Raw genomic sequence first — 14421 nt, forward strand, 5'->3', positions numbered from 1 at the left:
ATATGAATAGAGTTTTATTAAAAATGTTATTCGTGGGAGCCTGTGCTGGTTTTACGATTCCCGTATCGGCACAAAAAACAACAGATACTAAAAATGTATCTTTTGTAGGTTGGCATCTGCTTTCGTATGAAAAGGAGGGTGTGTACGCTGCCGGGGTGAACCAAGCTTATGAATATTTAAAGGATAGGAAACCCGCGAAGAAAACAATCGTGGGAATTGTTGACGGAGGTGTAGATATCACCCATGAAGACCTCAAGGATGTGCTTTGGCAAAATCCGGGAGAAATACCGGGCAACGGTATTGACGATGACAAGAACGGATACGTGGATGATGTACATGGATGGAACTTTCTAGGAACGCCTGACGGGAAACAGATGGAATTGGGGTTCACCATGGCTGATCAGGAGTATTTGAAGTTGTGTGAAAAGTATGAGGGAATAGATACAACCAAGTTGTCTGCTAAAGAGCGTGGAGAATATGCTTATTTTAAAGATGTATGTAAGTACTCTCCGATTTGTCGTGCTTACCGGGAAATAGCGATAGCTGAGGCTGCGGTGAAGTATGCTGAAGTCTTCAATCGAGAATTAAAGGAGAAATTCCCGAAGAAAAAGAAATTTGAAATCAAAGAATTTGGTCCCTTATTGGAAGAGGGCGAAACTGATCCGGTTCGAATTTCTGCATATAATTTTTTCTTGAAACGTTTTCAACGCCGGAAAAATCGTTTGGAGTGGAGTGAGCAATTCTATAATAATAGAAATAGCGTGGTCGAGGAAACGAAAGCGGAATACAATAAATTGAAGAATGACTATTACGAAGGGGTACGTATCCGCTCAACGTTGGGGGACAATCCGGAAAAAATAAATGACCGTTTTTATGGTAATAACAATTTGTTGGCGGAAAGTGCAATGCATGGTGTGCATGTCGGGGGTATCGTGGGGGCTAATCGCCACAATAATATTGGTATAGAAGGTGTCGCCGACGTGGAGTTGATGTTTTTGCGTGTGGGACCGGGAGCCGGTGACGAACACGACAAAGAGGTGGCGTTATGTATTCGTTATGCCGTGGACAATGGTGCACGGGTGATAAACATGAGTTTTGGAAAACCTTTTTCTTTACACAATAAGTGGATGATTGATGCCATGAAGTATGCAGAGAAAAAAGGCGTTTTGTTGGTACATTCTGCCGGAAACGATGGTATTAATTTGGATGAACGTGACTTCTATCCGAATCGCTATGTTTCAAAAAACAAAACACTGCGGAATTGGATTGCGGTAGGAGCCAACGATATGAATGGAAATCCGGCTCCTTTCAGTAATTATGGTAAAAAAGAGGTGGATCTATTTGCTCCCGGAGTGAATGTGTATTCCACGATTTATGATAAACGATTCAAGTATCGGGCCATGGATGGAACGAGTATGGCGGCTCCGGTGGTGACTGGTGTGATTGCTTTAATTTGGAACTATTTCCCGGAGTTGACGGCAGAGGAAGTAAAAGAGGCAGTCTTGGGTAGTGTTACCTCACGTAAAGGGGCCATTGTTCCTTGTCCGGGAAGTGGCGAGAAAATCGATTTTGCTGATTTATGCCGTACGGGGGGAATCGTAAATGCATTGGAAGCCGTGAAATTGGCAGAAAAAATATATGAGGAGAAACATAAATGATCATTAAATAGTGAGAACAATATGAAAACAACGAAATTTTTATTAGCTGCATGTATTCTGGCGGGGTTTTCTTCTAGCGGAATTGCTCAGAATGTAGAAGTGAAAACGGATACGGTTGGAAAGCAGGTCCGGAAAACAGTTAAAATGGAGGTTAAAAGTGCGGAAGACCTATTGAAACTTTTTGGTGGTGCAAATGTAAAAGTTTCTAATGACAACGGGAATGCGAAAAAACAATCGAAGGTAGCTACGCTAAGTCCGGAGGAACGTCCGATGGAGAGCAATGGTGATAAAAAATTGTATGCAAAATCCTATTTAAATCGAGCGGCTCCGGAATTGGTGGTAGAGAAATGGTTAACCGATGTGCCCGACACTGAAGGGAAGCTTGTGTTGATTGATTTTTGGGGACCGTCATGTTCTCCTTGTCGGAAAAGTATCCCGGATTTAAATAAATTCAGTAAACAATTTAAAGATAAACTAGTTGTTATCGGGGTGTCTCTCAATAAAGAAGAACATATACGTGCAATGAAAGAGCCTGTGATTGAGTATTATAGCGCTATAGATACGAAGAAAGAGTATATCGGTAAGTTTGAAATCAAAGGATATCCCCACGCCATTCTTTTGGATACCCGCGGAATTGTTCGTTGGGAAGGAAATCCTGTACAAAGTGGTCATGAATTGACGGCAGAAGTTTTGGAACACTTGATTACTAAATACGATTATGAAGACGGAGGGGTACACCGTTCATATTCAAAATCATATTTGAATGAAAAGGCTCCTGAATTATCTATGCGCGAGTGGTTCCCAAAAGAGCCGGACTTGAAAGGTAAATTCGTGTTACGTGACTTTTTCAGTTTCCACTGTGGACCTTGTCGTAAAGCTATTCCGAAATTAAACAAATGGAACAAGGAATTTGCTGGAGAGCTGGTTATTATCGGTTGTGCAAAGGACGGTATTGCACGATTGAGAACCATAGAACCTAAAATTGAATACACGCTGGCAAGTGATCCTCAAGGTAAAATATGGCAAGAAATGGATTTACACGTGTTGTCGTATGTGCAATTGATTGACCCGAAAGGAATTGTACGTTGGGAGGGATTGTGCATCGATTTGACAACCAAAAAGATTAAAGAGATAATTGCCAAATATAAATGATTGTTAACTCATTCATGATGATAAAGTTTATTTTATGGTTATTTACTTTTTGCCTCGTTACCACGGTAATGGGGCAAAAAGCTAATTATAAGCAGGCAGAGCGTTTTTTGAATTTGGGATCGTTGGTCGGTACAACCAGTATTATTCCGAATGCCTTGAAAGGGACGGATAAATTTTGGTACAAGTACCAGACTGGGGACGGGGTGCATTATTATTTAGTGGATCCTTCCTCGAAAACACAACGTGAACTATTCGATCGCGAACGAGTGGCAGGAGAAATCAGTCGTGTAACCCATAAACCGATAAATTACAAGGATCTGAAAATTTCAGGTGTTCGTTTAGAAAAAGGGAATGATGTGGTATATTTTACCTCGGAAAAAATCGAATTCCAGTATGATGCCCGTTCCGGCAAAGTAATTCCTGCCGACTCTGTAAAAGTGTCTGTAGAAAAGAAGAAAAAAGGAGAGAATAAAAAGTTAGAAACTTCTCCAAAGAACAATAAAACACAACAATGGAACGGCACCTATTCTCCGGATAGTTGCTATACGGTTTATGCTAAAAGACACAATTTATACTTGTTTTGCGTTCGAGACTCTTCGGAAATTCAATTGACAACAGATGGAACACCCGAATGTTCGTACGCGGGAAAAAGTTTGGATACAACGGGAAAGAAAGTGGCAGCCCCCGTTGAATGGCTGGCCGGTTCCAAATATTTTTATGTGGAGCGGGAAGACAAACGAAAGATGGAATCTTTATACTTGGTGAACACGGTGACTCAAGGGCGTCCCACGTTGAATGAATACAAATATTCAATGCCGGGTGATAAAAATATAAGAAAAAATGAGTTGCACGTTTTCAGTGTAGACCAACGGAAAGAGGTCGAATTCCCTATCGAAAAATGGAAAGATCAGACCCTGACGGTGTATAAAATAGGGAAACCGGTGAAAAACCTTTATCTGTTACGTAAAAAACGTACGTGCGATGAAGTGGAGTTTTGTCGGGTTATTCCGGAAACCGGGGAGGTAAAAGTGGTGATTCATGAAAAATGCGAACCCTATTTTAACGATCAGCTTTTTAATGTACATTTATTGCATGATGGAGAGGAGATTGTTTGGTGGTCGGAACGGACTGGACATGGTCATTACTACCGTTATGACAAAGATGGAAATTTGAAAAACGTAATTACTTCGGGGGGATGGACTGCCGGCAAGATTGTGAAAGTCGATACGGTAAAACAGACGCTTTATTTCGAGGCTTATGGTCAGAAAAAAGGAGAGTTTCCTTATTTCGCTCTTTTAAACAAAGTGCGTTTGGACGGGAAAGGTGACGTGCAGTTATTAACGCCGGAACTGGCAACGCATAAGGTGCATTTTCTTGCCGGAGGACGTTACTTTGTGGACAATTTCTCTCGGGCGGACATGGAACCTCGTAGTGTGTTGAGGAACTCCGATGGGAAAATCGTGTTGGAGCTGGCTTCTCCCGATTTGAGTCGTCTTTATGAAACGGGTTGGAAAATGCCGGAACCCTTTACCGTGAAAGCGGCAGACAATATGACAGATTTGTACGGTTACATGTGGAAACCGGCAGATTTTGATTCAACGAAACGCTACCCGATCATCTCGTATGTTTACCCGGGACCTCAAACGGAGGCTGTTCCTTTTGAATTTAGCGTCGTGACGGCATTCAACAATGCAGCCTTGGCTCAAGTAGGGTTTATCGTGGTGACTTTCGGTCATCGGGGAGGAAGTCCTTTGCGTGATCGTTGGTATCACACCTATGGTTACGGAAATTTGCGCGACTATCCCTTGGCGGATGATAAGTATGGATTGGAACAATTGATCGACCGCTATCCTTTTATAGATGGTGAGCGTGTTGGTATTTTCGGGCATTCTGGAGGTGGTTTTATGTCAACGGCTGCTATCTGTACATATCCCGATTTCTACAAAGCTGCTGTTTCCTCTGCCGGAAATCATGATAATAACATTTATAATATTTGGTGGGGGGAAACGCATCACGGAATAAAGGAAAGGGTGGTTACAGAGAAAAAGAAAGTGAAAAATCCGGTAACAGGAAAAGATTCCACGATAACGGTGAAGACAGTGGAATTCGAGAAACCGAACATCCCGACCAATATCGAATTGGCAAGCCGACTGAAAGGTCATTTACTATTGGTGGCTGGAGATGCCGATAACAACGTGCATCCCGCTAACACCATGAGAATGGTGGATGCCTTGATGAAAGCCGGCAAAAATTTCGATATGTTCATTCTTCCGGGACAAGGACACGGATACCGTGGAATTGCGTTGGATTTCTTTAAGCGAAAATTATGGTTTCACTTTGGAAAATATCTTTTGGATGATCACTCTTCCGAAGGTTTTAATGAAATTGATGCTTATATGCGATTGAAATGAAAAAAGTTGTCTAAAATTTAACAGGAGTTTATAATTTTGGGTACTTATATACCACTTTACAACGAAATATAAAGTAAACTTTTCCTAGGTAATACACGTTTATCTTCCGTGGCATATTCGATGTTCTTAGGGATTAAAGACGTATCAAGGACGTATCAAAGACGTTACAAAGACGTTCACGAACGTCCCTGACACGTTTCCGTGGCGAAATGAATTGGCGCTTGTCTTAGAAATTAATCCTTTATCCATTTGGTTATGAATGGTAAATATGCCTTCTTGCATGTAGGAGTTAACATCTCACGACAAAATCGTATATAACTACTTTTTTTTATATTTTAATGGGATAAAAATGGGATAAAAATGGGATGTGAATAGGAGCGGAATGGGTGCGGATTGTATATGGTAATAATTTAGTAATATATTGATAGAGTAAATACAATGTTGATTTAGACTTCATTTTCGTACATGTAAATCGAATTGAGAATTATTTTTGAAGAAAATCGATAAAAAAATGAAATGGTTGTACCCGTTTTCTATTTTTTGTTCGTTTTATGTGAAAATTATATAGTAACTAAACCAATAGCTTGATGGAAAAGAAATGTAGTTTTTTAGTGTGGGTTTTACTATCCATTTTTGCCATATCTTGTACGGATGTGTACAAGGAAGATGATTCTGAGGAAGAAGAAGTGATTGTTCCTCCGGGTGATACTTACACGGCAGAAAAAGAAACGTATTGTTTGAATGTAGTGTATTACGTGCCGGCAGATGTCGAGGATGTTGAGGATTGGCATTATCGTTTGTCTGGAGTAACATTGCATGTGCAAAATTATTTTTACGAAAATTTCATGCGTTATCGGGTGGATAAAAAATTCGGGTTGGAGTTGAATGATGTGAACGCGGATTTTATTCGTATCCATTACATCAAGAGTACAAGGAAGCTGGTCGAGATGCAGGAGAGAAATATGTCGGAGATGGCTCAAGAGGTGTTGGGTTATTTTGAACAACATCCGGAGAGTAAGAAAAGTGATCATTACTTAGTATGGATGCCGGAGTATAGTGGTAGCTTCATTAACTTTTATTATCCGAGTGCCAAGGAGGGATTTGCTTTTGCCGGGGTAGATAACACGAGATGGAAAATTCGTTATTTTGATTCAGCACGCGCTCGTGCCACGTTCCTTTCTAATTTGGGAACCGTGTTGAGAGTTTTTGCCAAGTCGTGTTTCTTACCGTACTCCAACGCGGGTTTGGATTCTCCTTTCCGGGCTTTGATGGGAGCGGAAAAAGCTCTGGGGGCTTCTGCCATGAAAGCACAGCCTTATTTTAATAGTAGAAATTATGCCGGATGGGTGACAAGTAGTACCGGATACATGGAAGGAACTCCCGATAAAGTGCGGTTGATGATTTGGGATATTCGTTATTTGGCAGGTACACAGTTATTTAACGATGACTATTCATACGAACCTTTTGATGTGACGGTGGAAGATGTGAAAGTTCTTTCTAAGCAAGGAGTTTTGGAATATGCAGATGACACGTTGCATGTGACTTGTAAATTCAAGTGTCCTGTTGAGTTGGCTGGAGTGTTGATGTTGGATGATCCATGGCGTACGTACGACCCGGTGTTCGGAAAGAGAGATGAGTCGATTGATAAAGACGAGATGCAAGATACGGGATGGGATGCTTACGGTGTGTACGTGGAACAGGCATCTTTGGAAAAAGAGGGTGATGTTTACACGGCTTCGTTCGTTGTCCCGTTGTGTAATCATATAAATTTTGAGTTATCAACGAATTCAAGCACGCTGATTTCTCATGAAATACGCTTCCGTTTTATCGGAAAAAACGGGATGGCATTTCCGCATGCACCCACGTCCATAAAAGGCGGGCCGTGCAGTGCTCCGCTCCGGACTTGTTATAAGCTTGTTCGTACTAGATTGGGAACCGGATATCCTGCTGTTTACTATGTACTTCATGATATTCCCACGAAGTACGGGACATGGGTGTCGGAGTCTGAATAGATGTTTAATGTTTTGTTTGTGTTATAGGAGTATCCCATTAAGTTAGTTTCTAAATAAGAAAAGCGAGATTTTTGAATATATCTCGTTTTTCTTATTTTTGTTTTATAGAATTTGTGTTTGAATGTAAAAATGTATTTTTTTAGATAAAAATAATAATTTTATGTACCCATAAAATCTGTTGTGTTCGTTTTGTTTTTACAAAAAAGTCATTGTATTGATGAAATGAGCATTTATTTAACCAAATACAGATTTATGGAAAAAGGGAATTTATATTCTTGGTCTCGGAGGTATTCCGGATTACTTAAAGCGGTGCGAACGATGAAACTGGTTATGGTGATTTTGGCTTTGTCGGCCAATACGCTTTGGGCAAGTGTCTCGGCTCAAAATGTGAGGATGGATTTGTTTGTTGAACAGAAATCACTGATTGAGGTGATGGATTTGATTAAACAAAAATCGGGTTACTCATTTATTTATTCTGCCGGAGACGTGGAGCAGGTTGGGAAAATTTCAATGGGTGTCAAGAACAAGACTATCAGAGAAATTTTGGATTTGGCCTTGCAGGGAACTAATTTGTTTTATTCGATCGAAGATGATTTGATCATTTTGAAGAAAACAAACGTGCTGGCGCAACAGCAACAGAAAACGCGTGTGGTTACAGGAGTTGTTTTGGGAACAGCGGTGACAGATACTTTGCCCGGGGTGACCGTTATGGTGAAGGGTACATCTAAAGGTGTGGTTACCGATGTTCATGGTAAATTTTCGATCGTGATTCCGGAAGGGGATGACGTGGTTTTGCGTTTTTCATTTATCGGTAAACGTACGAAAGAGATTAAGTATACCGGTCAGAAAACATTGAGAGTGACGTTGGAAGATGATTCTCAACAATTGGAAGAGGTGACTGTGGTAAATGAAGGATATCAGAAAATAGATAAACGAAAACTGACGTCGGCTGTTACGTCATTGAAAATGGATGACATTATGACTCCGGGTATGAGCACGCTCGACATGATGCTGGAGGGACGTGTCCCGGGTATGACGTTTATGCAAAACTCCGGTCAGGTGGGTGCCGCTCCTCGTTTGCGGATTCGCGGTACGTCTACCGTGTTAGGTTCTCAGGAGCCGTTGTGGGTGATTGACGGTATTATTCAAGAGGATCCGGTAAATGTGGATCCGGATCAGTTGAATGATTTGGATTTTGTGAATTTGTTGGGAAATGCAATTTCTGGTTTGAATCCAGAGGATATAGAGCAAATTGACGTGTTGAAAGATGCGGCAGCAACCGCTCTTTATGGTACGAGAGCAGCTAACGGTGTGATCGTGATTACCACGAAAGAAGGGAAGGTGGGGCCTCCTTCTGTTCGTTATAGTTTTGGAGGAACGTTGTCTCGTCGGTCTCGTTATTCGGATCGAAGCGTTAACGTGATGAATTCTGCGGAACGTGTAGCTTATTCTCGTGAGTTGTTGGAGAAAAAATATGAGTATGGAGACAAGAATACTTGGATTGGTTACGAGGCTGCTTATGAGAACTATCGTAACGGAGTAATTGATTATAACGAGTTTTGTCGTCAAGTGGATTACTATGAGACGTTGAACATGGATTGGTTTGATGCAATTATGCGTGACGCTTTTTCACACACACATACTTTGTCGGTTTCCGGTGGATCTCGCAATGCGAAATATTACGCGTCTGTAGGTTATAACCGTCAAAATGGTATATTGCAAAAAGAAAAAGGTGATCGATATACGGCGAATGCTAATATCACGTTGAAATTCGATCGATTTGATCTGCAATTCAAATTGAGCGGGAATACTCAAAAGCAGGATCACACGCCTTCTGACGTGGGGTTAACGGATTACGCTTACAATGCCAGTCGGGCTGTTCCGCTATATAATGAAGATGGTTCTCTTTATTATTATCCTAAAAAACAGAATTCATCAGATATTCAATCTTGGTTTAATATTTTGAACGAGCGGGATAATTCATACGAAAAAATCAAGAAGAATTCGGTCTCTTTCTCAACGGCAATTAATTATAATATTTTGAAAGCATTGAAGTTAGGAGCTACTTTCTCTTACACGGTGTCCAACACGGATGATGACGTGTACCACGGAGAGACTACTAATTATGCGAAAAGTTTGGCGAAGAAGAATTACGCAAAAGATGATTTTACGGACAATGGAATTGGCGATCACTTCGCTTCAGGTTCCTTCCGAAAAGCTACTTTGTTGCCTTATGGAGGAGAGTTGAAGAAGAACGGAACGAAGAATGAAAACTGGATGGCGCGTTTGCAAGGTTCTTACTACTTGTTCTTGGATGAAGCTGAAAAGCATATGTTGACGTTTATGGCGGGATTGGAAATCTCTTCTTCTCACTATACCGGTTTGCAAAAAACATTCCGTTGTTATGTTCCCGAACGTGGATTAACTGTCGGTAATGTCGATTACGCTCAGTATGATGCTTACACCAAATGGTTGACAACTGATAAACAAGCATTGGGTGTTTTGAAAGATAATTTAAGTAATAAACTTTCATATTACGGTTCTTTAAACTATAGCTATCAAAACCGATATATTTTTAATGCCAATATGCGTGTTGATTACAGTAACGCGTTCGGAGACCGGGCCAGAGAGAAATTTTTGCCGATTTGGTCTACATCTGCTCGTTGGAACATGAAGGAAGATGTGTTGAAGAATGTTTACTGGGTTAATGATTTGTCATTGAAAGCTTCTTTCGGTTATCAAGGAACGATGCACTCTACGCAGACGCCGGAATTGGTGATTATAAAAGGAGAGTTGAATCAGGCATTTGGTGAATATAGTTCAACGATCAAGAATTTCCCGAATCCGGATTTGAGTTGGGAAAAAACAATGAGCATCAACTCAAGTATTGATTTCTCTTTGTTCAATAAAAAGTTGGTGGGATCGATCTCTTATTTTTATAAAAAGACAAAAGATGCCTTCTTGACGAAGAAGGTGGCTCAGGTGAACGGTGTGACCTCTTACACGGTGAATCAAGGAACGGTAGAAAATCAGGGTCTTGAGGTGGCGTTAAATATCAATCCGGTTAACACGTCTATGGGGGGAAGTCGGAAAGGATTTTCTTGGCGTATAGACCCGCAATTGGGACAGGTTGTCAATAAATTGATTAATAAGGTGATTGAAACACAGAAATATGATCCGTTACATGATGATTACACGTATTTGGATTATTTGAACGGAACGGCACACGTGTCAGGTAAACCGTTGAACTCATTTTATTCATATGAATTTACCGGTTTGAATTCCGATGACGGACGTCCGATGTTTGCCCGTACGGGAGAGGAGTATTTTGAGAAATATTGCGATATGCCCAAATCGAAAGTTTTCACGGAGGTGATGAAATATACCGGATGTCGGGTTCCTTATTTACAAGGAGGAATTTTGAATACAATTTCATGGAACGGTTTTGTGTTGAGTTGCAACATCTCTTACAGTATCGGATCAAAGGTTCGTTTGTTGAAGCTTTATAATCCGGATGCTTCTTCAATGGCGGTTTCTCCAACTCAAAATTTGAGAAAAGAGTTTGTTAAACGTTGGCAAACATCCGGTGATGAGAAATACACGAATATACCGGGATTGTTGTCAAAGAATGAATACTCCGCAACTCTTAATCCTTGGTGGAAATCAGAAACTTATTCATTTGCCAAGAATATATGGGAAATGTATAACTATGCCGATATCCGGGTAGTTAGCGGTAATTACTTGAAACTTCAAAGTTTGAATTTGCGTTACGTTTTCTCGGATAATGTATGTAAAAAATTACATTGTAATTCTCTTTACATGTCAATATCAGGAACAAACTTGTTCACGTGGAGTGCGAAGGAGTTGAAAGGTCAGGATCCCTCTTCTCAATCGGGTTCGGCAGATAAGATTAACGTGCCGATTACTCCGACATATACTTTTAGTGTGAATGTGGCATTTTAAATTGTAGATGTATGAAAAAATATATTCTTTTAATTTGGGTGGTTGCCTGTGGATTGCTTACCGGTTGTGATGATTTTTTGGAGGAGCATTCGAATGACAATGCTTATGCGACGACCTGTAAGGATTTGAACGAGTTATTGATTGGGAACGGGTACATGAAATATTACGTGTCTCGGGCAAATTTATCTTCGTTGAGTGTTAATACAAAAAACGGGCCTTATTTCCCGTGGTTGTTGGTTATGGATGATGATGCGGAAGAGTTTGTTAGAGGATCGTATTCTAAGAATTCTCCATTGGCGGAATTGGAAGGTTTTTACGAATGGGTGAGTAACCCGTATAATATCGATGGGGTTCTTTATAGTGATAAGACTTGGGGACGCTTGTACGAACACATCGGTGTTGTAAATGTGATTTTGGATAAAGTGGAGGAGTTTAAGCACGATACGGAAGCAGATCGTAATATAATCAAGGGACAGAGTCATTTTTTGAGAGGGGCGTACTATTACCTGTTGGTGAATTTGTATGCAAAGGCTTATGACAAGATTTCCGCCTCTCGGGATTTGGGTGTTCCGTTAAAGTTGACTCCTTACGTGGAGGATATCAATTACACGAGATCTCCGGTGGACAGTGTCTATATGCAGATTGTTAGAGATTTGGAATTAGCTGTCACCGAGTTGGAGGGATATAAACCGGCAACTGTTCGGAGGGCTTCACAGGATGCTGCGCGAGCTTTGTTAAGCCGTGTATATTGTTATATGGGGAAATGGGAATTGGTTCCTGACTTGTGTAATGCCATTTTGGATGGAAATAGATGGAGTCTTCGGAATTTAAATACGATGAATGCAGATTCTTCGTGGATTGAGATCTCCTCTCCCGAGATTATTTTTGCCAATGGTAGTCATTGTGTGAATCGGGTATTCCCAACCGTGAAAAATGCATCGGGAAGATCCGGTTTCCGGGTTTCCGATGAGTTGGTGGACTTATTTAATGAACACGGAACGGTTGAAACGACTGTTGGTGGATCCTCTGTTGAGGTGTTGAATGATTGTCGAAAAGCGGTGACTCTTTACATGGAGGACGCTCCGAATGTGGATTATTATATTCCTCGGAAGACGAAAAAAGATGAGGTAAAGAGTGAATATGATTTTGTTTCGGATAATTTTTCTATTCGTCTTTCGGAGGTGTATTTGAATTTGGCCGAGGCTTACGCGATGACTGATCAAGAGGATTTGGCCAAGGCAACCTTGAAAACATTGTTGGAGAAGCGTTTGGTGAGAGTGAATGATATTACGGCAACGGGTGAAGATCTTGTAAAATTGATTCGGAATGAACGACGTCGAGAGTTGTGTTTCGAAGGGCAACGGTGGTTTGATCTTCGTCGATATGCGGTTTCTCCCCGTTATCCTGAAGTAAAACAGATTGTGCATAAAGTGTACGATTATGTTTATGGTGATATGAATACGGTCGGTTCATATCGCGGATATTACGTGTTACCCGAATATCCGGACGGAGGTTGGTTGTTACCGATACCAAATGAAGAGATTGAACAGACCGATGGATCTATCGTGAATAATGAGAGACAAGATTGTATATTATATGAATACTAGGATTATGAAAGCAAACATATTAATCGGTGGCTTATTGGTAGCCGTTGCCCTTTGGGCATGCGGAGATAATGACGAGGCATCGGCATCTCACGCGGAAGCGAATTGGTTTACTTTAGAGTATGATCCCAATGCCGGAGAGTTGGATAAGTTGATTTATGAAATTTATGATGAAACGGGTTTCCCTATTTTCTACAATGATACGTTGAAGACTCAAGTGCGTTATGATAAAGGAGGTAAACCTTATAATTATTATGAAATTTTCAAAACCGGTTATTCTTATTCTGGACAGGCGAAAGAGCGTTACTACTCTTTGCAGCGGGATGAAGAGAAGGTGCGATTGATGGTAGAGTTATTGCGAGATTATGCGATAAAACCTTATCTTGCAAAAAATCAAGGTCCTGACTTTAAAGGAAGATACGGGGCTTATGCCTTTCTTTTGTTAGATACGTTGTTTAACGCAAATAGTAAGCCTGACTCATTATATCACTCTTTGGGGGTAACGGCTTTGAGTACCCGTTACGTGATGAAACGTGGAAGTAGTTTAATTTCAGTGGATATGATGACGGAAGAGGAGAAGGAGAGATTTGGATGGAATTTCGCTATTTATGAGTTAAAACGTTATTTGCAAATGGTTTATCCCACAGAATTTCAGGCCTATTTTGACGTTACTTTGGAAACGCCCGATCATGAACAATGGAAAAATGGAAGTGCATTAAGAGATATTTTTGAGATTAAAGATAGTGGAATAAATTCTTATAATTACGTGAACAAACCCGGGTATAATGCAGATTTTCCAACCAATCCGAGGAGATATGGCGTTTTAAGATATCAAAAGGTTGATAAATATAGCGTTTATTTTCCCACTAAATTGGAAGATCTTATGGCATTTACCGAGATGATTCACACGATGAGCGATGCGGAGATTCGGGCTGAGCATGGCGAGTTCCCTATGATTATGAAGCGTTATGAGATGTTGTTGGAGTTATTGAAATTGAGTGGTTTAACACAATTTATTAAAGGAGAATAAGTTTGATTATGATGAAAAGGTTTTTACTTGTATTTGCGGTTATCGTGTTGGCATTGCCAACGTTCGCTCAAAAATCTGCTGCACAGATCGCCGGAGAAAAACTTCGGGAAAAATGGATGAACCAAAAGGCTCCGGAGTTTGTGGTTGAGAAATGGTTGACGAAAGAGCCAAAGATGAAAGGTAAGTTTATATTGGTGGATTTTTGGGGACCTTCTTGCGGGCCTTGTCGCAAATTGATTCCGGAATTGAACGAGTGGAGTAAATTGTTTAAAAAGGATCTGTTGGTTATCGGAGTTGCACCGAATAAAGAGGAGAGTGTTCGTAAGATGAAAGAACCGGTTATCGAGTATTTCAGTGCAATCGATACGCAACAGCGGATGTCTAAAATCTATGGTTTGAAGTTCTATCCAATGGCTGTGTTGATAGATCCAGACGGCATTGTTCGTTGGATTGGTTATCCATCCACGGAAGATTTCACTAAAGAGTTTGTGAAGAAAACTATTGACGAATATAAAAATCAAAAAAAGAAATAAAACGCTGATAAATAGACTGTTTTGTTTAACAAGAGAAAATCCCCGTCCTGCCGACAAG

General features: G+C 40.6%; 8 protein-coding genes. All 8 read left to right on the forward strand.

The genetic code is table 11. The features are described from left to right. The first annotated feature begins 2 nt into the window (after positions 1 to 2). The 8 genes from D8S85_RS16590 to D8S85_RS16625 all read left to right on the forward strand — a co-directional run bounded on the left by D8S85_RS16590 (position 3) and on the right by D8S85_RS16625 (position 14363). Positions 3 to 1658 carry a S8 family serine peptidase gene (locus D8S85_RS16590; RefSeq protein WP_106481430.1) on the forward strand — a complete coding sequence of 552 codons (1656 nt, stop codon included), beginning with the start codon at positions 3 to 5 and terminating at the stop codon, positions 1656 to 1658. A gap of 21 nt (positions 1659 to 1679) precedes the next feature. Beyond that, the gene (locus tag D8S85_RS16595) at positions 1680 to 2810 is read left to right on the forward strand and encodes a TlpA family protein disulfide reductase (protein WP_106481431.1); all 1131 of its coding nucleotides are present in this window, start codon (positions 1680 to 1682) and stop codon (positions 2808 to 2810) included. A 14-nt stretch (positions 2811 to 2824) separates the two neighbouring features. Next, a complete protein-coding gene (locus D8S85_RS16600; RefSeq protein WP_317128921.1) occupies positions 2825 to 5221 on the forward strand; it encodes a S9 family peptidase in 2397 nt (798 codons plus the stop codon). A gap of 587 nt (positions 5222 to 5808) precedes the next feature. After that, entirely contained in the window at positions 5809 to 7233 is a 1425-nt protein-coding gene (locus tag D8S85_RS16605) for a hypothetical protein (RefSeq protein ID WP_106481432.1), read from the forward strand. 252 nt (positions 7234 to 7485) lie between these two features. Beyond that, the gene (locus D8S85_RS16610) at positions 7486 to 11196 is read left to right on the forward strand and encodes a SusC/RagA family TonB-linked outer membrane protein (protein ID WP_127075392.1); all 3711 of its coding nucleotides are present in this window, start codon (positions 7486 to 7488) and stop codon (positions 11194 to 11196) included. Positions 11197 to 11207: 11 nt separating this feature from the next. Continuing rightward, entirely contained in the window at positions 11208 to 12803 is a 1596-nt protein-coding gene (locus D8S85_RS16615; RefSeq protein WP_106481433.1) for a RagB/SusD family nutrient uptake outer membrane protein, read from the forward strand. A 4-nt stretch (positions 12804 to 12807) separates the two neighbouring features. Beyond that, positions 12808 to 13830: a hypothetical protein gene (locus tag D8S85_RS16620; protein WP_106481434.1), complete on the forward strand. Its 1023-nt coding sequence runs from the start codon at positions 12808 to 12810 to the stop codon at positions 13828 to 13830. Positions 13831 to 13838: 8 nt separating this feature from the next. Further along, positions 13839 to 14363 carry a TlpA family protein disulfide reductase gene (locus D8S85_RS16625; RefSeq protein ID WP_106481435.1) on the forward strand — a complete coding sequence of 175 codons (525 nt, stop codon included), beginning with the start codon at positions 13839 to 13841 and terminating at the stop codon, positions 14361 to 14363. Positions 14364 to 14421 lie beyond the last annotated feature (58 nt).

It is taken from the genome of Butyricimonas faecalis (assembly GCF_003991565.1).
Classification (GTDB): Bacteria; Bacteroidota; Bacteroidia; order Bacteroidales; family Marinifilaceae; genus Butyricimonas; species Butyricimonas faecalis.